This window comes from Bartonella sp. bp_1 (genome assembly GCF_055808085.1).
Map to the genome: position 1 here is coordinate 1,887,077 of NZ_CM147851.1, position 20,824 is coordinate 1,907,900.

The following is a 20,824-nucleotide window of genomic DNA, read 5'->3' on the forward strand; positions in this document are numbered from 1 at the left end:
GAAACCCGTTTAGAATAGGTTTTAAGCCTGCATCATATCGAACTCAAGCGGTCGGGCCTGCTTAATGCCCTGAACCTGCAACAGTTCATCCAAAACAACCTGCGGCACCTGCGCATCAAGATAAAGAAGCGCAATAGCATCACCACCGGGTTCATTACGGCCCAATGCAAAATTGGCAATATTGACACCGTGACGTCCGAAGATCGAACCGATTGTGCCAATAATACCGGGTGTATCGGAATTGGTGATATAAAGCATATGTGAACCGGCTTCAGCGTCAAGATTGATACCCTTGATCTGGATAAAACGTGGCTTGCCATCCACAAAACATGTTCCAGCAATAGCACGGGTACGCTTTGATGTCTTAACGGTCATCTTGATATAGCCATCGAAAATACCAGACTTGTCACGCTTGACTTCCGAAACGATAATACCACGTTCCTTGACCATAATCGGTGCTGAAACCATGTTTACGTCGGCCATCTGCGGACGAATAAGCCCGGCTAAGGCGGCACTGATCAACGCACGCGTATTCATACCTGCCGTTGCACCGTCAAAGACAATCTCGACTTCCTGAATATCTTCCTCTGTCGACTGACCGACAAAAGCCCCAAGAACTTCTGCCAATTTGACAAAAGGCTTCAGACGCGGTGCTTCTTCGGCTGTGATTGACGGCATATTGATCGCATTACTGACAGCCCCTTGAATAAGGTAATCCGACATCTGCTCGGCAACCTGCAAGGCGACATTTTCCTGAGCTTCCGAAGTTGACGCACCAAGATGTGGCGTACAGACAACATTATCAAATGCAAAAAGCGGATTGTCGGCTGCCGGCGGTTCGGTTTCAAAAACATCAATGCCCGCACCGGCAACTTTACCGGATTTCAAAGCCTCAACCAGATCCTTCTCGACAATCAAACCACCACGGGCACAATTGATAATCCGCACACCATTTTTCATTTTCTGGATCGCGGCCGCATCAATGATATTGCGGGTCTTATCCGTCAACGGCGTGTGAAGGGTAATGAAATCGGCACGCTTGAACAGATCATCAAGTTCGACTTTTTCTATACCCAACTCTTCGGCGCGAGATTCTGAAAGGAAAGGATCAAAACCAATCACTTTCATTTTTAGGGCGACTGCACGGGTTGCCACAATCGTACCAATATTACCGCAACCGATAATCCCCAGTGTCTTACCGGTAATTTCAACACCCATAAAACGGTTCTTTTCCCATTTACCCGCTTTGGTTGATGCATCCGCAACCGGCAACTCCCGTGCCACTGCAAACATCATGGCGATGGCATGTTCAGCTGTTGTAATCGAATTGCCAAAAGGCGTATTCATCACAATAATACCGCGGCGTGAGGCTGCCGGAATATCGACATTATCAACACCGATACCGGCACGACCGACAACTTTGAGTTTTTTGGCTGCTTCAATCAATTTTTCAGTAACCTTGGTCGCCGAACGGATCGCCAAACCATCGTATTGGTCAATGACTTCAAGTAATTTTTCTTTGTCTTTGCCAAGATCAGGCAAATAATCGACTTCAACGCCGCGATCTTTAAAAATCTGCACGGCAGCAGGAGACAATTTATCGGAAATAAGAACACGGGGTGCCATAAGGGCCTCCATTAAAAAATAAAAGAAAGAGAAAAGATGGCGCATTCGCCATCTATGAATACACGTTTAAAGAGCGGCTTTTTCTAGCTTGAATGCCCAGTCAAGCCACAGAACCAATGCTTCCAGATCGGAAGATTCAACCGTAGCACCAGCCCAGATACGAAGGCCGGAAGGCGCATCACGATAGGCGCCGATATCATAGGCGACGCCTTCCTTATCAAGACGATTGACAATCGCCTTGGCAAAAGCAGCCTGTTTCTCGTTATCGAGTGCCCGAATTTCAGGATCGACAATAGTTAAGCAAACAGACGTATTGGAACGCGTTGCCGGATCCTTGGCAAGATTTTCAATCCATGGCGTTTTCTGGACAAAAGCATCCAATGTTGCAAAATTTTTGTCAGCACGTGCCATCAAGGCCTTAAGACCACCAAGCGACTTGGCCCATTTCAAAGCATCAATATAGTCTTCAACACACAACATAGACGGCGTATTGATCGTTTCACCCTTGAAAATACCTTCAATCAATTTGCCGCCCTTTGTCATGCGGAAAATTTTTGGCATCGGCCATGAAGGCGTATAGCTTTCCAGACGGTCAACGGCCCGCGGGCTTAAAATCAAAATACCATGGGCACCCTCACCGCCCAGCACTTTTTGCCATGAAAATGTCACGACATCGAGCTTGGCGAAATCGAGATTTTGCGCAAAAGCTGCCGATGTTGCATCACAAATGGTCAGACCATCACGATTATCAGGAATAAAATCGGCATTCGGCAAGCGTACACCCGATGTTGTACCATTCCATGTAAAGACAACATCACGGTTAAAATCAACATCACTCAAATCCGGCAACTCGCCGTAAGGCGCATTGAATGTACGCACATCAGCCAATTTGAGCTGCTTGACAACATCGGTAACCCAGCCTGCGCCAAAGCTTTCCCATGACAACATATCAACGCCGCGCGCACCCAAAAGCGACCAAAGAGCCATTTCAACGGCACCTGTATCGGATGCCGGTACAATGCCGATCCGATAATCGGCTGGTACCTGCAATACTTCACGGGTAAGATCAATCGCTTCAGCCAGCTTGGCTTTGCCAATCTTGGCACGATGGGAACGGCCCAATGGCGCATCAGCTAAAGCCTCAGGCGTCCAACCGGGACGCTTGGCACAAGGACCAGAAGAAAAGTTGGGATTATTCGGGCGTAGGCCCGGCTTATTCAGATCAGTCATTAGTCTACCCTTTCAGATAGGAAGCCTCTCGTTGGGGAGAGGTGGCCCACTGACCCGTCTAATAGAAGTTTTTAAAAAAAACAAGTAAAATAAAAACGAACAACTATTATTTCGTTGGGCAGATAGAACGAATGAATGCATCAAGGTCTGTCGTTCCAAACCATGGGTTATCGGGTAATTCAATTTCATGATTGATATTTGCTAAAGCCATATTGGCATAGGATAAAGCGGCAGCTTGTGAAAAACCAAGCGCGCGATAAGCCGGTTGAAGGTGTTCCTTCGCTATAACATTCAGCTTTATTGCTTTGCCAAAAAAGGAACTGAAAGATTGTTTGACATCCCCTATACTGTAGCGTTTTGGCCCTTCTACGTAATAGCGTTCGGATCGCGCCTTGCTTAATAGAATTTGTGCACAATAATCGCCAACATCCTGCGGCGCAACCATCGGCATAACAAGATCCTCAGGGTAGAAGCTAGTCATTACACCTGTCTGACTGATTTCATCAAATGCAGACTTCCAGTTAGACATTAAAAATGCTGAACGAACAATACTGACATTGGTACAAACCAGTTCGACAGCATGCTCCAATTGATAAAGCGTGCCAAGATCCCCAATATGCTTACCAAACTGGGCACCGTAGGTCGACAAGACAACAACATGTTGCAAATCACTATCTATCAAAGCATTTTTGATAGAATCAATTGTTCTTATTTCCTCAATATCCGGATCACATTGAACGCTTGCTGGCGGATTAAGAACGAATAATCGGTTGCCTTTCGAAAACACGTCGCGCAAACGCGCCGTGTCATGCAAGTCAACGACAACGACTTTCGCACCTTTCTGCTTTAAAGTTTCAGCTTTTAGTGCATTGCGCGTCATTAGCATGACGGGTTCACCACGCTCGATCAAAGCATTTACAACAGCTGAGCCGATATGGCCTGTTCCACCCATAATAATATTCACAATCTTAATACGTCCTTGTTTGATATGGTAGCTTAATAACACAATATCGATGATAGTTTTTGTCAGCAGTAAAACGAATAAACCACGTTATTTGATTCCGTTCCCCTTTGATGATGAAAAGGGCCTGTTTTTCAAATCAGACGCTTTGGCCGCAGGAGTCGTCATCAAGCACTGTCAAATCTCAATAAAAAAGCGGCTTACATGCCGCTTTTCTGTATACCTGTCCCGAATGGATCAGGCCAACCGTCGAGAAACGATTTTAGTCAACGCACAAAGATCAACGGCAAAAGCGCGAATTCCTTCGGCCAACTTTTCGGTTGCCATCGCATCTTCATTCAAATGCCAACGGAAAGCTTTCTCATCCATAATAATTTTTTCAACCGCAGTGACATTATCAGGTGATAATTTCCGTTCAAGCGTGCCCTGATCACTATCAAGAACATCTAAAAGTGCGGGGCTAATTGTCAACTGGTCACAACCGGCCAAGGCTTCGATTTCACCGACATTGCGGAAAGAGGCGCCCATCACAATGGTCTTGATGTCATGTGCCTTATAATAATGATAGATATTGCGCACCGACTGAACACCGGGATCTTCTTCACCCACATATTCACGCTGGTTCTTATTTTTGTACCAGTCATAAATACGACCGACAAAAGGTGAAATAAGAAACACACCGGCATCGGCACACGCAACAGCCTGTGCCTGACAGAAAAGCAGTGTCAGATTACAGTTGATCCCTTCCTGTTGCAAAATTTTCGCGGCCTGAATACCTTCCCATGTCGCAGCCAATTTGATGAGAATACGATCTCGCTCAATTCCGGCTTGATGATAAGCGGCAATAATGGCACGTGCCTTTGTTATTGAGGCCTGAACATCAAAAGAAAGATTGGCATCGACTTCGGTCGAAATGCGTCCCGGTACGTGCTTGAGCAATTCAAGACCGACAGCAACAGCCAAACGATCCGCCACCGCTTGCGAGACTGCCTCTTTACTACCGTTTTGGCTTTTACCCCATTTTACCGCCTGATCAAAAATTTCACTGAAACTTTCAAGCTCCAATGCTTTCAACACAAGTGACGGATTGGTTGTGCAGTCAACCGGTTTCAGACGTGCAACAGCTTCCATGTCCCCCGTATCAGCAACAACCACAGTCATTTTACGTAGCTGGTCCAGTTTTGATACCATTTCATACATCCCCTCTAAAAACGGTAGCCTATACCACCACTCAAAAATATTTTTTGCATGATTTCTGATGACCATACAACCATAATCGACAATGCACAGGCTTGGCGGCCCAAAACACATCAATTATGTTTCACAATTCTCGCCTTCCAATACTGTAATATCATATCAATACATGTCATACTTAGTTTATCGCTCCTGACAATCTCTCAGGCTTTGGCAATTAATACTCAAGCCGATTTTGACGATTTAATAAATAATGGAACCGGCGCAGTTAATGGTGCAGCCAAGGCTGATCTTAGTGGCCATATCATTTATAATGGGTAAGATGACATCTTAAATTACGACGGCTTGAAAGCAATGAATTACCCACCGGTACTGGTACGCCTAAGGGGCATAAAAATATTATCTAACTATTTGCTTTTCAATGACTAATTTATCAATCGATCTCAAGATGTGGCTCAATAACTGCCTCATTATGGGGCACAGTAAATTGCCTCTTCATCATAACAGATTTATCGAAAAAGACAATGTTATCTAAAGCGTAGATTTTATGTTTTCTACAGACACATGACATGCTGAAAATCCTCGACTTGCGCCACAAACCGGCTTTGGCCATTGATTGTCATCTCATTAAAATATAGGGCTGGCCGCTAACAGCTGTCTCGACGGCTCCTAGCTTGCATTCAATCAATGGCATGTTTGCCTCCTGTTGTTTTTGAAAGAGTGGACGGTTGCCTGTTTGATCGGGGGGCAGGCAACCGTCCGACAGGGCGTGGGCAGAGCAATTCCTGAAAAGTGGGAACCGGTTTTCAGATAAGAATTGCGAAAAACAAAATCTTGGAGAAAATCGGTAGTCCAACAAAAGCAAGATTTTCTCCAATGCGCCCTGTATGGGAACTCAAGACCTGATGAAGAGTGTAATGGAGACCGCGCCAGCGGCAGGCGTTCCACCGGTGATCTTCAAGCCGATGGAACGTTCAACATTTGACGAAGCAATGCGATAGGCGCTGGCCTTGTCAGGCTTGATAACCCCGCCTGCCGTGCCGATAGCGCAGGCGGCAAATAGTTCTTTGCCGCACTCACGCTGTTTTGACGTGTCGCCTGATGTTCCGGTCATGATACCGGCATCGAAACTAATCCCCACCGCATCGGCAAAGATCGTGCAGTCACAGATCATGTTGTTCTGCGGCAATACACCGATTTCAAGATAGATAAAACGCATCTCGTCAATATATTTCGACCAGTAATCGGACAGGCGCGCACGGGCAATCTTGCGGATATTATGGATGGTGCGCTTGCGGCTCATTTTACCACCAGCCGAAACACCGTGGCACAACTGGTCGATCTGCACTTCATCCGAGAAGAATTTGAGATTTTCTTCCTTGCCTTGCAGGCGGTTGTCACCGGCGGTCGGCTTTTGCCTCAATTGGACGGACAGGTCATAGCTGATCTTGTCACCGGCATCCTGTTCCAGATCGGTAAGCTGCTGGATAACGGCATTGTCATCGGTGGAAACGAATTTGCGGTCAAAATAGCTTTTCTTGACAGTATCAATGAACAGCAAACCCGACCACCGTTTGGCGGCTTTGGGGTCGCCAAGAGGGATATTGGTAACGGCCATAATAAGTGCCTCTCCTTCGATCGTGAAAGAAAGCACTTTCTGCGCTTATGTTGGGAAATGGGGCAGCACATTTTGCGCTGCTTTGTTTTCAATACGCGATTTTTGATTGTTGCGCAATGGCTTTGCATTTGCACCATCGGTTATGGGCAGTTTTGTCAAAGCACATCCAAGAAGGTTTCACTTGCGCCACTACGCAATTACCAGATGATTGCTGGCTTGATGCGGAGCGGTTTTGTGACAGGCAGCACCTGCACGCCGTTGCCGATGAATACCGGAATGGTGGTGATAATCATCTCGTCAATCAAACTGGCATCGGCAAATTGAGCGGCAGTCTTGCCACCACCCAATAGCCAAACATCTTTGCCATCGGCCATATGCCTTGCTTCATCGAATACGCTTTCTATTGGCTGGTTGATAAAACGAATATCAAGCCCGTCCGGTGATGATAAATCCCGATGCGTCATGACAAGGCATGGCCGTTTTTGATAAGGCCATTTATCATGAAATCCCCATATCCATTCATAGGTATTCGCCCCCATGATAATGCAACCGATCTTGTCATAGAAATTTGCATAGGGCGTTGCATCAGGACCGAGAACAAAGTTCTCCAGCCAATGCAACGAACCATCTTCCGAAGCACTGTACCCGTCCAATGACATGGCGACGTAGTAATAGAGTTTCATCTTTTTGAACATATTTTTAAATTGCGTTACTTAGCTATAACGTGCTGAAGGAGACATGATTTTCATGCTCAAGCGGCTGGATGTCGTGTAATATGCGTGCGGAGCAGAGTTTTTGACTGCACATCGGTCAGAAATGGACCAACTGATGTGATTTTTTGGCATTGTTTTTCTTTGAAGGTGCAGTTTGTATCATGGGAAGAAATAGATTGAATTGGTTTTGTAGCGAAACTCAAAACGTGTGCTTTGGATGTTATATTACGGCAAGCTCAAATCTGCGGTTTATTGTTTAATGTGTGCTATCAGCTTCAGTCACCACGCAAATCCCACCAGATGTTCCTCCATTTTCTAGCGCTGTATGAGCATCATTCAACCTGTCAAAACTGAAAATGTTAGGCGGAGTTTTAGTAAGGAATTTCTCAAATATTCTGAAAACGGAAGCGGCTGACTTACGATATGATTCGGGATGAGCGCAGAAACTCATGGCACTAGGCCTTGCAAATATACCTTGTTTTATTGATGCAATATCCAATTGGTTTATTTGTCCAGCTATCCATCCGATGCTGGCTAATAGGCCAAAACGTTTAAGGTATGAAAAATTTTGATAAAATGAATCCCCACCTATTCCGTCAATGATATAATCAACACCAAGGCAATTGGTGTCCTTCATGATATCATTGGTAAAGTCCTTGCCTCGACCAATCAGGACTTTATCGACGCCTATCAATTTAGCTTTTTCGGCTTTTTCTTCATTGCTGACCGTACCAATAACATATGCTCCAAGTGATTTTGCATAAGGCACTAAAACAGTTCCTAAACCACCAGATGCCGCATGAATTAAAAGAATATCACCAGACTTTACCCTATAAACATGTTCAAGCAGCATATGTGCTGTATAAACACGTAGAAGATTGGCTGCAACAATCTGGTCAGTGAGGGAATCTGGGATTTTTATTGCCCGCCATTCTGGAAGAATGCGGCGTGTGGTGTAACCGCCTATGTATCCTGTATAAGCTATTCGATCTCCCACACAAATATCGTTTACTTGTGGGCCTATTGCCTCAACGAGGCCAACGCCTTCAACTCCTGGAATAAATGGGAGAGAGAAATTATATAGACCTTGACGATGGTAAATATCTAGGAAATTTACTCCAAAAGCTGTCTGTCGCAAGAGAACTTCATTTGCTTTCGGTGAGGACACCTCAATTGGTGTAATAGCTAGTTTATCAACACCACCGGACTCATTTACAAAATAGGCCTTATCCATATCAATCTCCTTTAAGACTTGTATATGGACAAAGTAAAATGATAGTAAATTATCGAAAACTAAACATTTTATGGGAATTATTTAACATTGTTTAATTGGGAAAATCTTAAATATTTGTTGTGTTTCGCCAACTTGGGGACTCTTTCAAAGACTGCCAACTTGTTAGGAGTTGAGCATGCAACCGTATCACGACGCATAGAGGCGCTTGAACGTGAACTAAATATTCCGCTTATTGATAAAAGAGGCAAGCGATGGAAGCTTACACCGGATGGAAAAAAGCTAATCGCATTATCAATGAATATTCCCTCGCAGATGAACCAAATTAATTTACTCTCTGCCAGCAGAAAGACAATTTCAGGAACCGTCACTATAAGTGCGCCGCCTGCCTATGCCGTTGCCAAGCTTGTTAAGCCGTTGGTAAAGCTACAAACACAATATCCTGACCTTTCGATCCAACTCATTGGCAGTACGGATATAGCGGCTTTAAATAGTGGAGAAGCTGATATTGCTATCAGACTAAGTCGTCCTGAAGAAGGAGATTTAATTATCTCACAAATTGACACAATGGTAATTCGCCCCTTTGCATCTAAAGAGTATATGCTTACTAAAAATGATAAGGAAAGAAATTTTATCGGTTACAATCAGTCAATGTCTTCTGCCCCCCAACAGCAGATTTTGAAAGAGTTGGCTAAGTCAAGAAATTTTGATTTCTTATCCAATTCTATTGAAATACAGATGCAAGCTGCCATTGAAGGAGGTGGTATTGTTATGTTACCTGATTTCATGGTAAACGATGGTCAATTAGTGCCTGCTTATCCTGATGTGGTGCCAATAATTAGGAAAATATGGCTTGTTGTGCCTTCTGCAATAAGAAATTCTCCTGCAATAGATGCTGTCATCAAAGCCATTAAATCCTAGTATATTTGTGCATATTGTTGAATTTTGTTCCTTCCAGTCTTTTGGCTGCTCAGGTTGAGATATTCAATGCCACCATATTTGAAATACCATTTATAAAACTTCGCATTGCTGATCCCATGACGGCGGCACAACTCAACCGCTGTCATGCCACTTTGATGCTCCTTCAATATCCCGATAATCTGCTCTTCGCTAAACCGGCTCTTCTTCATCTCGTTCGTCTCCTAAACAGAAAACAAACTAACTTAAGACTGAGGATAATCCACGGGGCAAGGTCAAGGGCTATCTCATGGGCAGGCTTATAGGTAAAGCCAAGCGCTTCTGCCCGTTTTCTGACAGCTTCATAGCGGTTTCGGGCGCGATCAACATCATCGCCGCTTAATAGGCCTGACCAATAGCGGTTATCGGCTTCTTCAAACATATCGCGCTTTGCGCGCGCTTCGGCGAGATCAAAAGTTTTTAGCGAAATGCGCACATGCGGCGCTCTTTCATCCATATGTGCAATTTCAAATGGGACACGGCGTTTATAGTAAAATCTGGAACCTCTTTTGACCAGAAATCTGTCCTCTAGGTAAGGACGCGTTTTCATCCTCATCACTTCCTCAAAACAATTTGTGGCCCAGTTTGTGGCCCACTTTGGGGCACAAAAGCGCCGTGTTTCAAAAAACACTCTGAAATAAATCAATAATTATCTTGGGAAATCAAATGGTTATGTAGGGCAATACTGGTACGCCTAAGGGGAATCGAACCCCTGTTTCCGCCGTGAGAGGGCGGCGTCCTGACCGCTAGACGATAGGCGCATACTGTGCATTTCTTAGGCCTATGAAACCAAAAACACAAGATGACGATCTACATCTTGTCAAAAAAAGAAATTATTTTTGTTTGATAGCTGGACAGAGGCGAATTTAATGTTATAACGCGAGCCGCTTATGCTCTTTATATGTTTAAAGAACATATATGCCCAGATAGCTCAGTTGGTAGAGCAGCGGACTGAAAATCCGCGTGTCCGTGGTTCGAATCCGCGTCTGGGCACCATTCCTCTTAAAATTATTCAATAAATACAATAACTTAAATGATGTAATTTTATTTCAGTCCACCCCTTAGTCCACCTTGGTGACCTCGCTAGGAAACTGTCATGCGCTGGTTTCAACACTCACCTTACCAATCTTATGAAACCACAAGCGAATGTTTGATTTTCCAATGCGTTCATAAGGTTTCAACCCAAACCAAAATGAAGTTTTCAAAATTTCAAACAAGCTAAAATATCGGGGGCAGCGTTCCCCGCACCCTGAAAGAGCAAAACAGGGTTCCTAAATTTTATTGGCTGGCTATTGGTGCTGTGATACCAGCGCATCTTCAAGGCGATCATAGATCAATGCCCTGAGTGTTGCCCTCACAGGCCAAGGGCGGCAAGCTATGGCCTTCTGTCTCAGTTCTCCTAGAGGGATAGTGTCAAAGGCATCCAATACGACACCACCTTTCTCCATCCAATCAGGGCGCTGGTGGAATATATCGGCTATGGCTGCAATAGTATCAGACCATAATTCATCACGGTTGTTCTTGGTTTGCCTGATACATCTCAAAACAAAGACAAGAAAGCCATCGCCATGTTCTGCCCTGATAGCCTTCATAGTGCCTCGGGCATGGGACTGGGCGGCTTCCCTTCTGCGATAGACAGGGATAAGCTTAATCCCCAGACCATCACATAGACTATCAAGCTTGCCTTTTGCCATGCTGGGAAACTCTAATCCTTGAAATGATAACTTGACCAAACTTTAACAGGGAACTGGAAGACTGATTTGCCTTTTATCATATTTGAGAATCACTGCCAAACCTTGCGACTTCATAGCATGTTTATTAACATTTTTGATTATGCAGCGCTGGTCTATGGCGCTTGGCTCTATGGAGTAGATAGACGATTATCGCTTTTTATAGGGCTGTAAAGATATTGGCTTTTGAATAGCATTGAGAAATGCCTTTCCCTTTCTGGTTTAACGTTTCAGTTTCTGTTTTCCTTTTCTTTTTTTGTTTCTGTATCCGTATACGTCTCTGTATCTATATATCCATACCCATTCCATACCCTATGCAATGCCATTACCTGTCATAACCTCGACTATCTGCTCTGGCAGACATCTTCTCAGCCTCAATCGCATCTAGTTCTTGTCTGGCATGATCTCGTATGGCTATGGAAACGATATCATCAACAACGCTGTGCATTCCCTTGACATGCTTCGGGCTTGCTGGCTCATTATGCACAAACCACCGACAGACAAAAACCTCTTCTGTCTCATCATCAAAGATAATAAGACCGGCCTGTATGAGTTCATCACGGGCTTGCCTGTATGAGATTTCTGACCAATTTAAATCTGTTAGCGCATATCCCTCTGGTATCTGGTGGACACCAGCCAATGTCTGATGCTGATTGGTAATATAATAAAGGTGCAAAAGCTGAGCGCTCTCACTGACAGACTTAAACCGCTTTGATCTCCAGAGCGCTGGTGACACCATTGAGAATTTTCTTCCTTTTGCCATTTATTGCGCCCTTGCTTTGATAAGATTGGCTTCGACTATGGCCTTGGTGGCCTCCATTGCCGTCATCTGAAAACGTTTTTTTAATACGGGCACAACAGCCCCTTCAAGCCGTGGCTCTCTTGTTGCCAGCCATAGGGCGGCTTCCTTGATCTTATTACTCATGGCCGTTTCTCGCTTTCAGTGTTTGCCGGATTGCGCTGGTGACTTTTCTCAGATCGGGCAAGCTTTGAAGCATCCTATCTAACGCCTGAGAGGGAAAAACAACAGACTGGAATTTATCACTTTCAGGGTATGGAAACCCCTTGGCATATTTGGCCTTGGCCGTTTCCTCTATACAACGTGAAAGCATATCCTCGGTGTTTTCAGACCAGCGTTCGATATAATCCAGAGCATCGTTCAAAGTGTGTTTCTTATCCATGAGCACGGTTCCTTTCTGCTGTCATTCCAACAGGGGCAGAAAGCCTAGCCTCAGCCCATGCGTCCAAATCTTCCAGACGATAAAGGGGGACACGTCCAGCATATTGCATGATCGGACCACCACCGCGACAGGCATAGGTGCTCAAGGTGGAAAGCGTGAGTTCAATTCCGTATTTCTCAACCAGATAGGCCGGAACGTCTTTTCTGCGTAAACGGGGACGCCACATCATAATAATTTCTCCCTTTCTTGTATTTGTGTGATGATTGCCTTGGCTTTGAAAAGCCGATCTTTTGATACATTACAGACTGACTGAATAGCTCCACATTCCCAGCCTTGAAGGCCGTGAGCACTTAGAAAGATACAATCCACCAATGATATAACCTCGTCCAGATTATCAATGATGTTGATTGCTTGTGAGGATATGTTTTGTTTTTGGCTGTTCATATTCATGCCTCCATGCCAGTGATACGGGGAAGCCTCTCAAGCACCTGCAATGAAATAGGGTCTATTTCCGGTTTTAACTGGGCACAGAGACGGATTAGGACATTTCGGGTACGGCAATAGCTGCGCCCTCTCCATTGCGTCCCATGCCATGTTTTTTTTGAACATTGAATAATCCACTGAATGCCATCACGACATTCAATCACACGCCATTGCGAATTAAGAATAGCGACAACAGAATGATAATTATTATCACTCTCTCGGTGGCTTCTTGCCAAGGCTTCGCCACCCATGCTAAATACAGCTTGGTTCATTAAATAATCTCCATTTTTTCCGATTTGGGGTTGTTGAACTCAGCGTGGAGAGGTTGCCGCCTCTGCCACGCTTTTTTTATTTTGTAATCATAATACTATTGACCCTGATTGATGAATCATTAACCACAATGATATGCTAAGCATACTATTGCGTCAATATTGATGATATGTCAAGCCTATCATAGTCAATAAACGAGTTTCAAGATGTCTAAAATAGTTCCAAGCCGTGGCTCAGACCAGTTTGTAGTTCGCTTCCCTGAGGGAATGAGAGACGCACTTAAAAAAGTTGCGGAAGCAAATGGGCGTTCTATGAATGCTGAAATTCTCGCTAGGTTAGATGAAACTTTCACAGACGTATCAGAAAATGAAATAATTCTAGCAACAATTAAGGGCTCCATTGCAGCAACCATAACAATGATAGAAATGGAAAAAGAAGAAGGGTATCAGCATTTCAGCGAAGATTTTTGCGAAGGCGCCAAAAGAACTGTCATGACGATAGTTGAGGCATTGCAAGGGAAGTTTAACGGGTCTGTTGATTATGAAACTTTCGTTGCAAACTTTGACCCTACGATAGATGATCTTCGTTAATGCCCCAGCGGTATATTATCCCTCATTGCTAGCCGAAATAGGTCACCAATACAAAATTGGATTTTTTCCCAAAACGGGCAAAAACCTCACAAGGTGTTGCCATGATGGCAATGCCTTTTTGTAGAGTAATGGTTTTTGGGAGAATACCAAAACACTTATCGGGGTAACAGATAATCACTTCGAGTTTTTTCCAATTCTGAAATAAATCGGGTTCGCGCTTTGCTTTCCAGAACAGGATTGCAATTAATTGCACAGGCATGGTTGTTATTTTTCGCCCAAATGGGCAAAACCTCAACCTGAGAAAACCTGATATGTTTTTCCCTATTTTGTACAACAAAAGCACAGAGTTTTTGAATCGACTTTTAAAATCCCTTGTGTTTATATTTGGCGATTGATGAAGGGAATCAAAGATGGTGGCAGAAGTTATAACTGCAATTAATTCAATCAAAAGTGCAGCCGATATTTTGAAAACACTGATAAATGTTCGGGATACCAATATGATCAATGGCGCTGTTGCTGAGGTCAATTCCCTACTGATCAATGTCCAAAATGAAGTCCTCCAAGTCCAAGTGCAAAACGCAGAGTTACTTGCTAGAAAACGAGAACTTGAGAATGAGCTAAATAATCTTACAGGCTGGGAAACTGAGAAAAATAGATATTTACTCAATGAGCTCTTTCCGAATTTGATTGTTTATACGCTCAAAGATGAAGAAGCCCAATCTGAGCCCAAGCACCACCTTTGCCCACAGTGTTTTAATGCTGGCAAAAAATCAATCATACAGTGTGTAGGTGATAATCGTGAAGGTTATCAAAATTGGAAGTGCTTTCAGTGCGATTTTAATATCGAATACAACACCAACAACAGTAGCTATAAATATACTCGCGTGCCACGTCCAAACGCTTGGGGATTATAAACGATAGCCCGTGAATTGCATCAATATTGCTTTCCAGTAGGTCTGTGTTATATCACTTTGTAAAAGGTGGTGAGCGCTTTTTCATGTGGGCGGGGCTTTCGCCCCACCCTTTTGTTAGAAATTGATAATCAATTCGATATGTGCAAAATATAAATTGACTTTCAATCTAATCTTCCTGAATTTCAAGCGCCTCACCACCTTTCCATTTTGTCATATTTTCTAGTCAGTCTCATGAGTGTGCTCCTTCCTTAGCATTGCTGACGTTTTAATTTTTCTCATGTGCAAGCAAATGTTATTGCACAACTGTTACGACTTATTTTATAGCGCCCTGTTCACGCGATTCATGACGGGATAAAAATATTTTTCATATTCTTTTTGATCTTGGCACTGGCGGCGTGACTGATTGTTCATTTCCATAAACCTGTCCTCACAAGCCTAGCACGGGCACCGTGCCCGTGTAGCTACCTTTTACGATCATTCCATCACCTTAAGCACGGGCGGCGCGCCCGTGTTATAAAAACTATTCATCAGTGGTTCAGGAAATTTTCTTTAGGATGTCTCAAATTGTCTATTAAATCTGACTTGGGGCAAGCTAATGCGATTTTGGTTTCTAATATTTCCGCTCTTTTGTTTGATATTGGCTCCATCTGCATCTTATGCACAATCATGCACTAAGATCGACAATGACAACCTGTATAATTATTGCCGTGCTAAAAAAGGTGAAATTGAAAGATGCGACTATATAACCGACACAGATAAAAGGCGCTTCTGCCAAGCTGAATTGCAAGGCAAGCGCTGCTTTGATGTCTTTGATAATGATCTTTATTCCTATTGCATGTCCAAAAAAGGGACTGACCGATGCTACGATATACGAGACAAGGATATGCGTGCGCTCTGCAAGTCAGAGACAAAACGGGAAAGCTGCAAAGAGCTTATTTTTGATAATGACCTATATTATTTCTGTCTGTCTATGCAGGGGAAAAAACGGTGCAGTGAAATTGACAATGAAGATCTCAGGTTATTTTGTAAAGCAATCTATTGACGCCCTAGCAATATCCCTATTTGCCACATAGAGCATTGTACAGGACGCATGAAGGTTTTTTTGGGTAGTAAACCAACGTACAATGAAAGCTTTCTGAGGCCGACTTTTTAAATCAATAAAAAAGCGCCAGTCAATATGACCAGCGCCCTTTCACTATCTGCCAGTATTTTGCTACTGTACGGTTCCGTCAATGTTCCATATCGGTTTTGCGGTGCCATGCTCATGATAGGCTATTCCGGCAGTCATGGCATAGTCAAACATTGCTTGTCTTACCATCTGATTGGTCTGAAACTTGTTGTTCAATGCCAGCATGGCAGACCGAACGCTGTCTGACAGAATAGCCCCTTGACCAATCTCAAAGGCAAGGAAAATCCCTATCTGGGGATTGCCGCCCATAAGATACCAAAGCACATTACCAACCTCAATGTCATTGACCAGCCTTTCAATATCTGGGGGCAATAAGTCCTGTTCCTGATTGTCGTTCATCCCAACATTTCCCATTTGCTGCGTTCTTCACTCATGCGGCTTGGCTATTGCGGCTTTCGCTGGCTTTTTCGATAACACCCATAATATCGAAACGCTTCCATCTTGATAATGCGCCAAACTTCATGGCTGGGGGAACCGTACCATCCTGCACCCGACGCCAGAAAGTCGGAACACTCACATGCAGTATCTTGGCGCATTCCTTCACCGTCAAAAGTGTCTCATCATTGTTCATTGTCATGCCTTTCCTTTACCATTGATATGACATGTATAATGGAGCTTTTAGATGACAAGATAAAGAGGCGATAGAGATCGCTTTACTATATGTTTTTATTGATCTTATTTCATTTTCATTGCGCTGATTTCAACGTCTTTCAATAAATTTGAAACACTGAGACATTTTACCCTAGAATGACTATGAATAAATCTATCCTTGTGCGCTGGTGGCATCCTTGAAAGGAATAATTTCGCCATTCTTGCCCGTGACATGATGTGCCCATCTTTCCATTAACGCCCTGCGCTGGTCGATAAAATCAGTACGCCTATAAGCGCGTTCGACACTGCCACCCACAACGTGGCCTAAAACCGTCTCAGACACGTCATGGGGGGCGTTGGTGGCTTCTGCCAACCAATCCCTTAAACTGGAACGGAACCCATGCGGACGCGCCTCTAAACCAGCGCGTTCCATGTATCGGGACATAGACATATCAGACAACACACCTTTGCGAACATTCGGAAACAGATAGCCATCACGAGATAGCTTCCTTGCTTCCTCAATAACAACCAGCGCTTCACCAGACAAAGGAACACGAAACTCTGTCGTTGCGTCCTTACGCCCCTTCATGATCTCGGCTGGTATCGTCCATATATCGCCTTCTATCTGGCTTTCATGGATATGACGCAAAGGGGCAGAACGAACGCCTGTGAGAATAAGCAGCTTTAACGCCAGTTCTGTTATTGAATGCCCTTTGAGGCTTTCATAGAAGGCTGGAACCTCTCGCCAGTCCATTGCCGGTATGTTCTGGGCTTTGTGTCTGGTTTTACCCAACAAGGCACGAGCTTTCATAGTTGCTTGCAAGTCTACATCAAGCCCCAGAGCGGCGGCATGTTTGAGACAGATATTCAACCGGTTCATGGCTTTTCGCGCTGTGTCTGCCTTATCGTGCCAAATAGGTGCCAATGTATCGCGAATGTCTTTCTGGTCTATCTCTGAAACGGGGATATGCCCCAGCTTTGGCAATACGTGCAATTCCAAAGGGGTAAACCAGCGCCCTGCCTTGCCATCGCCCTTTAATTCGGCTTTACGAGCTTCAAACGCATCATGAGCAATATCACGCAATAGGTGCAAACCACGCACCGCATCGCGTTTCTGTCTATCCCTCACCTTGATAGGGTCTTGATTAGCCCTGACAGCCTCACGCCATCTTTCGGCGGCTTGCCTTGCCTCTTTCAATGAAACATCTTGGATAGAACCCAAACCCATTTCACGGCGCTTGCCATGAATGGTATAGCGCAAAACCCACTTGGCTCCCCCATCATTGGCTTTGAACAACCATAGACCAGCGCCATCGTTGTATTTGCCAATTCCTAGCGTTTCCACTTCCTTGACAGTGAGTCGGTTTATAGCCCTCATGCCAATACCTCCAAAAGCCATGTTACCAGTCCACCCCTTAGTCCACCTTTTGAAGTGCGCTAGGGTGATAAAGAATGATAAATAATGGCTATGAACGAAACACGAACAGGCAATAAAGTCAACGAGTTTGATAAGGCATGATAAAAGATGAATTATGCTGAAATATCAATGATTTGCCGCGTCTGGGCACCACCTTTTTACAAACGGTGCCGCCGAATAGCTTGGGTGCCTTCCACGATTAAAACAACAATCGCAAGCCAGACAAATAAATAGGTGATCCACTGCGTGGACTCTATCTTTTCGCCCAAAACCAGAGCAACCACCACAAGAAGAACCGGCTCAACATAACTTAACAGGCCAAAGAGCGCGAGGCTCAATATCTGGCTAGCGGTCAACATCAACGAAACAGCCACAACACTGATTACACCAAGGCCGACAATCAAAAGCCCCATATGAAGCGTAATCTGTGAAGGCGAAAGACCACTTTTAGACGTCGCCAATATCCAGAAGACAACCGGAAGGCTGATCATCATATCAATTAAAAGCCCTCCCAAATTGGCTGTGCCAATCACTTTGCGCAAACCATAATAGAGGGGGTAACCCACGGCGACAACAAAAGCAGGCCACGATATTTGCTCGGCAAAAAAGATTTCATTGGCAACGCCGATAATCGCCAGCCCACAAGCAATCATCTGCAAGGGTGTTATTCTTTCGTGAAAAACAACACCCGAAGTAAAGACCAACGTAATCGGCAACAAAAAATATCCCAATGAAACATCAAGCGCATGACCAGCATTGGGTGCCCACATAAAAAGCCAGAATTGCACCCCCAGAAAAAGGGCCGACAATGGCAATAACAGCCATAAAAGCGGTTCATACTTCAATCTAGAAAAAATGGTTGTAACCATATGCCAGCGTCGCGTTGCAAGAAGCAAAACAGCCAAAAAAGGAATAGTCACGACAATACGCCAGGCATAAATCGACTCTCCGCTTAAATCACGCATCAACGAAGAATAGAAATACATAATAGCAAAACCAACACAGGCCCCAAGCGAACACAAAACGCCTCTAACACTATTTAACGACGCCATTTATTGGCCCATCAACATTGGATTTCTGGACATATTTCTACTTTCGATCGGGCGCCATCATTGCCAATATACGTTTTCCAACCCTATTCATATCCTGACAAACCTATTGGGTCTAGCGGCATAAAGAAAACATCCAATGCTGCCTATCTATACTTTTCAATGCCCTGAAGAACCTGTAAATATTGCTTATTATAACAGGATAATGCGATGCATCGGTTGATATTTTTATGTTTCTTGAGCCTCTTGATACCAGCAGGATGTATGCATAAAACCATCACCGGCGGGGGATATCTCACGCGGCACCAAGAAGCCCACATTCTGCTGGATGTTCCGCCTCCCAAAACAGGAAGTGCACAACAAAAACGCGACCAACAAATTTTTCTCGATACAAGAAAACTTGAAGGTTCTGCCCGTTGGCAGCAAGCCATTTATGACAACAAGCTTGATGCACCGACATTGACAGCGGGCTTTCAAAAGGCGATCGTCCACCCCCTACCAAAAGAAAAGGAACAAGCTTTTAATGCTTTGCTGATCAAGACCCATGAAGATACAGCGCGTCTAGTACGTCACTCTAAAAAACTTTATCGTCAACCACGCCCCAACGCGCTTTATGGCGGCAAGACATGTGTACCAACCGGTGGTTACGACTACCCATCAGGCCACGCCATGGCTGGCTGGACCACAGCCCTGCTGCTAACAGAACTTTATCCTGAGCGCAAAAAACAAATATTCGCCCATGCCCGTCACTTTGGTCAAAGCCGCGTCATATGCGGTGTACACAGCATGAGTGCAGTAGAAATTGACGAATATTACGCTAAAAAAATATTTGAAAAAATAAAACAAAAGCCGTCATTCAAACGCGATTTAGAAAAGCTAAAAACGCAGAATAACTTATAATAACCATCAATTTCATTTTTTTGAAAAATCAATATTGAAAATACTTTTTCCTAAAAAATCGAATTTAATTTTCTTAAAAGGAAAGAAATTTATGTAATATAAATGAATGATATTTTTTATTTTTATAATATTTCTTTTGTAATTATTATCTATCTGATCTTCTATCAAATTTAAATATTCATATTTTTTATCATAAAATAAATTTTTAGCTTCAAAAAGCATTGTATTATTAAATGCATTTAAAATTTTTTCTTTATTTTTAATGCTATTTTCATCATGCCAACGATAAGAAAATAAAACCTCATCGAGATATTTCATCTTTCCAATCTTCGACAACTGTAAAAGCATATACCAATCTTCCAACGGAGCAGAAGGATTATAGGCATCCGTCTTATCCAGCGCATCCTTGCGGATTAAATAACCGTTGGGGATATAATTGCCGCGGATAAGTGTTTTATAGGAACCAAACAGATCGGAAAAAAACTCAACATCCGGCCTAGAAGATTGTAAAAAACTGCCAAAAGTTTTATATATAAAATCAATGCCATGGCCTGATTTCTGTTTAGCATTCCAGTGGACAGGATGGGAATATGCATCAATCATTTCATTATCGCCGACAGCCAATACATAAGCATCGTCAAATTTTAAAGAAGCATGTAATTTCCTTAAAGCTTCCGGCTTCAAACAGTCATCTGAGGCAAGGATGCTAATATAACGGCCTTGGACCATTGATAAAAGTCGCCGGCAGGTTGCCGCTGTTCCTTTATTCTCCTGATGAATATATAGATAACGTACAAACCGTTGAAGGCAGATAGTCTCCAACTCACGCAAAATGTCCAAAGTTGTGTCTGATGAGCCATCGTCAATAATGATCAACTCAATATTGGCATAAGACTGATCGATAACCGACTGGATCGATTCACGTATATATCGCGCGTGATTATAAGACGGAATAAGAACAGAAATAAGATCGGTCAATA

General features: G+C 43.8%; 25 protein-coding genes, 2 tRNA genes and 1 pseudogene. 5 read left to right on the forward strand and 23 right to left on the reverse strand.

What is annotated here, in order from left to right:
- Positions 1 to 21: 21 nt before the first annotated feature.
- The 7 genes from serA to ACYZ97_RS09370 all read right to left on the reverse strand — a co-directional run bounded on the left by serA (position 22) and on the right by ACYZ97_RS09370 (position 8,576).
- On the reverse strand, positions 22 to 1,626 hold the full coding sequence (serA, locus tag ACYZ97_RS09340) for a phosphoglycerate dehydrogenase (RefSeq protein ID WP_473298326.1): 1,605 nt from the start codon (positions 1,624 to 1,626) through the stop codon (positions 22 to 24).
- Between the two features lie 66 nt (positions 1,627 to 1,692).
- Positions 1,693 to 2,856: a phosphoserine transaminase gene (locus tag ACYZ97_RS09345; RefSeq protein WP_473298328.1), complete on the reverse strand. Its 1,164-nt coding sequence runs from the start codon at positions 2,854 to 2,856 to the stop codon at positions 1,693 to 1,695.
- 106 nt (positions 2,857 to 2,962) lie between these two features.
- Entirely contained in the window at positions 2,963 to 3,820 is an 858-nt protein-coding gene (locus tag ACYZ97_RS09350; protein ID WP_473298330.1) for an NmrA family NAD(P)-binding protein, read from the reverse strand.
- A gap of 234 nt (positions 3,821 to 4,054) precedes the next feature.
- Positions 4,055 to 5,008 (reverse strand): transaldolase, encoded by a 954-nt coding sequence (gene tal / locus ACYZ97_RS09355; protein ID WP_473298332.1) that lies wholly within the window; start codon positions 5,006 to 5,008, stop codon positions 4,055 to 4,057.
- An 898-nt stretch (positions 5,009 to 5,906) separates the two neighbouring features.
- The gene (locus tag ACYZ97_RS09360) at positions 5,907 to 6,629 is read right to left on the reverse strand and encodes a N4-gp56 family major capsid protein (protein WP_473298333.1); all 723 of its coding nucleotides are present in this window, start codon (positions 6,627 to 6,629) and stop codon (positions 5,907 to 5,909) included.
- A 197-nt stretch (positions 6,630 to 6,826) separates the two neighbouring features.
- Entirely contained in the window at positions 6,827 to 7,324 is a 498-nt protein-coding gene (locus ACYZ97_RS09365) for a dihydrofolate reductase family protein (RefSeq protein WP_473298335.1), read from the reverse strand.
- 274 nt (positions 7,325 to 7,598) lie between these two features.
- Entirely contained in the window at positions 7,599 to 8,576 is a 978-nt protein-coding gene (locus ACYZ97_RS09370; protein ID WP_473298337.1) for a quinone oxidoreductase family protein, read from the reverse strand.
- Positions 8,577 to 8,663: 87 nt separating this feature from the next.
- Between ACYZ97_RS09370 and ACYZ97_RS09375 the strand changes: the two genes are divergently transcribed.
- Positions 8,664 to 9,494, forward strand: coding sequence for a LysR family transcriptional regulator (locus ACYZ97_RS09375; RefSeq protein ID WP_473298339.1), 831 nt, complete (start codon positions 8,664 to 8,666; stop codon positions 9,492 to 9,494).
- A 62-nt stretch (positions 9,495 to 9,556) separates the two neighbouring features.
- Here ACYZ97_RS09375 and ACYZ97_RS09380 read toward each other — a convergent pair.
- From ACYZ97_RS09380 to ACYZ97_RS09390, 3 genes and pseudogenes are all read right to left on the reverse strand, one after another.
- Positions 9,557 to 9,703 (reverse strand): annotated as a pseudogene (locus ACYZ97_RS09380) (transposase); the annotation flags it as partial.
- A complete protein-coding gene (locus tag ACYZ97_RS09385) occupies positions 9,700 to 9,987 on the reverse strand; it encodes a hypothetical protein (protein WP_473298341.1) in 288 nt (95 codons plus the stop codon). The pseudogene ACYZ97_RS09380 and the gene ACYZ97_RS09385, both read right to left, overlap by 4 nt.
- A 229-nt stretch (positions 9,988 to 10,216) precedes the next feature.
- A tRNA-Glu gene (locus tag ACYZ97_RS09390) sits at positions 10,217 to 10,291 on the reverse strand.
- 159 nt (positions 10,292 to 10,450) lie between these two features.
- Here ACYZ97_RS09390 and ACYZ97_RS09395 point away from each other — a divergent pair.
- Positions 10,451 to 10,526 (forward strand) — tRNA-Phe (locus ACYZ97_RS09395).
- 293 nt (positions 10,527 to 10,819) lie between these two features.
- Here the strand turns inward: ACYZ97_RS09395 and ACYZ97_RS09400 are convergent.
- The 7 genes from ACYZ97_RS09400 to ACYZ97_RS09430 all read right to left on the reverse strand — a co-directional run bounded on the left by ACYZ97_RS09400 (position 10,820) and on the right by ACYZ97_RS09430 (position 13,196).
- The gene (locus tag ACYZ97_RS09400) at positions 10,820 to 11,224 is read right to left on the reverse strand and encodes a hypothetical protein (RefSeq protein WP_473298343.1); all 405 of its coding nucleotides are present in this window, start codon (positions 11,222 to 11,224) and stop codon (positions 10,820 to 10,822) included.
- 361 nt (positions 11,225 to 11,585) lie between these two features.
- A complete protein-coding gene (locus ACYZ97_RS09405) occupies positions 11,586 to 12,023 on the reverse strand; it encodes a hypothetical protein (RefSeq protein ID WP_473298345.1) in 438 nt (145 codons plus the stop codon).
- Positions 12,024 to 12,185: a hypothetical protein gene (locus ACYZ97_RS09410; RefSeq protein ID WP_473298347.1), complete on the reverse strand. Its 162-nt coding sequence runs from the start codon at positions 12,183 to 12,185 to the stop codon at positions 12,024 to 12,026. It lies immediately after the preceding gene.
- Complete coding sequence (locus ACYZ97_RS09415; RefSeq protein WP_473298349.1) at positions 12,178 to 12,441, reverse strand: hypothetical protein; 264 nt, start codon at positions 12,439 to 12,441, stop codon at positions 12,178 to 12,180. Before ACYZ97_RS09415 ends, ACYZ97_RS09410 begins: the two co-directional genes overlap by 8 nt.
- On the reverse strand, positions 12,434 to 12,670 hold the full coding sequence (locus ACYZ97_RS09420) for a hypothetical protein (RefSeq protein ID WP_473298351.1): 237 nt from the start codon (positions 12,668 to 12,670) through the stop codon (positions 12,434 to 12,436). The genes ACYZ97_RS09415 and ACYZ97_RS09420 overlap by 8 nt, the downstream gene beginning before the upstream one ends.
- Positions 12,667 to 12,885, reverse strand: coding sequence for a hypothetical protein (locus ACYZ97_RS09425; RefSeq protein ID WP_473298353.1), 219 nt, complete (start codon positions 12,883 to 12,885; stop codon positions 12,667 to 12,669). Before ACYZ97_RS09425 ends, ACYZ97_RS09420 begins: the two co-directional genes overlap by 4 nt.
- A gap of 2 nt (positions 12,886 to 12,887) precedes the next feature.
- Positions 12,888 to 13,196 (reverse strand): hypothetical protein, encoded by a 309-nt coding sequence (locus tag ACYZ97_RS09430; protein ID WP_473298355.1) that lies wholly within the window; start codon positions 13,194 to 13,196, stop codon positions 12,888 to 12,890.
- A gap of 204 nt (positions 13,197 to 13,400) precedes the next feature.
- Between ACYZ97_RS09430 and ACYZ97_RS09435 the strand changes: the two genes are divergently transcribed.
- Positions 13,401 to 13,784, forward strand: coding sequence for an Arc family DNA-binding protein (locus ACYZ97_RS09435; protein ID WP_473298357.1), 384 nt, complete (start codon positions 13,401 to 13,403; stop codon positions 13,782 to 13,784).
- Positions 13,785 to 13,812: 28 nt separating this feature from the next.
- Here the strand turns inward: ACYZ97_RS09435 and ACYZ97_RS09440 are convergent, their stop codons facing one another.
- The gene (locus ACYZ97_RS09440) at positions 13,813 to 14,043 is read right to left on the reverse strand and encodes a hypothetical protein (protein WP_473298359.1); all 231 of its coding nucleotides are present in this window, start codon (positions 14,041 to 14,043) and stop codon (positions 13,813 to 13,815) included.
- Positions 14,044 to 14,194: 151 nt separating this feature from the next.
- On the opposite strand from ACYZ97_RS09440, the gene ACYZ97_RS09445 reads away from it, so the two are divergent.
- Entirely contained in the window at positions 14,195 to 14,698 is a 504-nt protein-coding gene (locus tag ACYZ97_RS09445) for a hypothetical protein (protein ID WP_473298361.1), read from the forward strand.
- 1,213 nt (positions 14,699 to 15,911) lie between these two features.
- Here the strand turns inward: ACYZ97_RS09445 and ACYZ97_RS09450 are convergent.
- The 4 genes from ACYZ97_RS09450 to rarD form a co-directional block, all read right to left on the reverse strand.
- Positions 15,912 to 16,226 carry a hypothetical protein gene (locus tag ACYZ97_RS09450; protein ID WP_473298363.1) on the reverse strand — a complete coding sequence of 105 codons (315 nt, stop codon included), beginning with the start codon at positions 16,224 to 16,226 and terminating at the stop codon, positions 15,912 to 15,914.
- Between the two features lie 31 nt (positions 16,227 to 16,257).
- Positions 16,258 to 16,464, reverse strand: coding sequence for a helix-turn-helix transcriptional regulator (locus ACYZ97_RS09455; protein WP_473298365.1), 207 nt, complete (start codon positions 16,462 to 16,464; stop codon positions 16,258 to 16,260).
- A gap of 186 nt (positions 16,465 to 16,650) precedes the next feature.
- The gene (locus tag ACYZ97_RS09460) at positions 16,651 to 17,856 is read right to left on the reverse strand and encodes a tyrosine-type recombinase/integrase (protein WP_473298367.1); all 1,206 of its coding nucleotides are present in this window, start codon (positions 17,854 to 17,856) and stop codon (positions 16,651 to 16,653) included.
- A 197-nt stretch (positions 17,857 to 18,053) separates the two neighbouring features.
- The gene (gene rarD, locus ACYZ97_RS09465) at positions 18,054 to 18,947 is read right to left on the reverse strand and encodes an EamA family transporter RarD (protein WP_473298369.1); all 894 of its coding nucleotides are present in this window, start codon (positions 18,945 to 18,947) and stop codon (positions 18,054 to 18,056) included.
- A 261-nt stretch (positions 18,948 to 19,208) separates the two neighbouring features.
- Here rarD and ACYZ97_RS09470 point away from each other — a divergent pair, with 261 nt between their 5' ends.
- A complete protein-coding gene (locus ACYZ97_RS09470) occupies positions 19,209 to 19,844 on the forward strand; it encodes an acid phosphatase (RefSeq protein WP_473298371.1) in 636 nt (211 codons plus the stop codon).
- A gap of 12 nt (positions 19,845 to 19,856) precedes the next feature.
- Here ACYZ97_RS09470 and ACYZ97_RS09475 read toward each other — a convergent pair whose 3' ends face one another.
- Positions 19,857 to 20,822, reverse strand: a complete 966-nt coding sequence (locus ACYZ97_RS09475; protein ID WP_473298373.1) for a glycosyltransferase family 2 protein — start codon at positions 20,820 to 20,822, stop codon at positions 19,857 to 19,859.
- Positions 20,823 to 20,824 lie beyond the last annotated feature (2 nt).

Coding starts and splice junctions, on each gene's coding strand:
- ACYZ97_RS09405 (WP_473298345.1), bottom strand. CDS start 12,023: ATGGCAAAAGGAAGAAAATTCTCAATGGTGTCACCAGCGCTCTGGAGA.
- ACYZ97_RS09345 (WP_473298328.1), bottom strand. CDS start 2,856: ATGACTGATCTGAATAAGCCGGGCCTACGCCCGAATAATCCCAACTTT.
- ACYZ97_RS09450 (WP_473298363.1), bottom strand. CDS start 16,226: ATGAACGACAATCAGGAACAGGACTTATTGCCCCCAGATATTGAAAGG.
- rarD (WP_473298369.1), bottom strand. CDS start 18,947: ATGGCGTCGTTAAATAGTGTTAGAGGCGTTTTGTGTTCGCTTGGGGCC.
- ACYZ97_RS09425 (WP_473298353.1), bottom strand. CDS start 12,885: ATGAACAGCCAAAAACAAAACATATCCTCACAAGCAATCAACATCATT.
- ACYZ97_RS09365 (WP_473298335.1), bottom strand. CDS start 7,324: ATGTTCAAAAAGATGAAACTCTATTACTACGTCGCCATGTCATTGGAC.
- ACYZ97_RS09420 (WP_473298351.1), bottom strand. CDS start 12,670: ATGATGTGGCGTCCCCGTTTACGCAGAAAAGACGTTCCGGCCTATCTG.
- ACYZ97_RS09400 (WP_473298343.1), bottom strand. CDS start 11,224: ATGGCAAAAGGCAAGCTTGATAGTCTATGTGATGGTCTGGGGATTAAG.
- ACYZ97_RS09430 (WP_473298355.1), bottom strand. CDS start 13,196: ATGAACCAAGCTGTATTTAGCATGGGTGGCGAAGCCTTGGCAAGAAGC.
- ACYZ97_RS09435 (WP_473298357.1), top strand. CDS start 13,401: ATGTCTAAAATAGTTCCAAGCCGTGGCTCAGACCAGTTTGTAGTTCGC.
- serA (WP_473298326.1), bottom strand. CDS start 1,626: ATGGCACCCCGTGTTCTTATTTCCGATAAATTGTCTCCTGCTGCCGTG.
- tal (WP_473298332.1), bottom strand. CDS start 5,008: ATGGTATCAAAACTGGACCAGCTACGTAAAATGACTGTGGTTGTTGCT.
- ACYZ97_RS09370 (WP_473298337.1), bottom strand. CDS start 8,576: ATGGATAAGGCCTATTTTGTAAATGAGTCCGGTGGTGTTGATAAACTA.
- ACYZ97_RS09415 (WP_473298349.1), bottom strand. CDS start 12,441: ATGGATAAGAAACACACTTTGAACGATGCTCTGGATTATATCGAACGC.
- ACYZ97_RS09440 (WP_473298359.1), bottom strand. CDS start 14,043: ATGCCTGTGCAATTAATTGCAATCCTGTTCTGGAAAGCAAAGCGCGAA.
- ACYZ97_RS09385 (WP_473298341.1), bottom strand. CDS start 9,987: ATGGATGAAAGAGCGCCGCATGTGCGCATTTCGCTAAAAACTTTTGAT.
- ACYZ97_RS09470 (WP_473298371.1), top strand. CDS start 19,209: ATGCATAAAACCATCACCGGCGGGGGATATCTCACGCGGCACCAAGAA.
- ACYZ97_RS09460 (WP_473298367.1), bottom strand. CDS start 17,856: ATGAGGGCTATAAACCGACTCACTGTCAAGGAAGTGGAAACGCTAGGA.
- ACYZ97_RS09445 (WP_473298361.1), top strand. CDS start 14,195: ATGGTGGCAGAAGTTATAACTGCAATTAATTCAATCAAAAGTGCAGCC.
- ACYZ97_RS09410 (WP_473298347.1), bottom strand. CDS start 12,185: ATGAGTAATAAGATCAAGGAAGCCGCCCTATGGCTGGCAACAAGAGAG.
- ACYZ97_RS09455 (WP_473298365.1), bottom strand. CDS start 16,464: ATGACAATGAACAATGATGAGACACTTTTGACGGTGAAGGAATGCGCC.
- ACYZ97_RS09360 (WP_473298333.1), bottom strand. CDS start 6,629: ATGGCCGTTACCAATATCCCTCTTGGCGACCCCAAAGCCGCCAAACGG.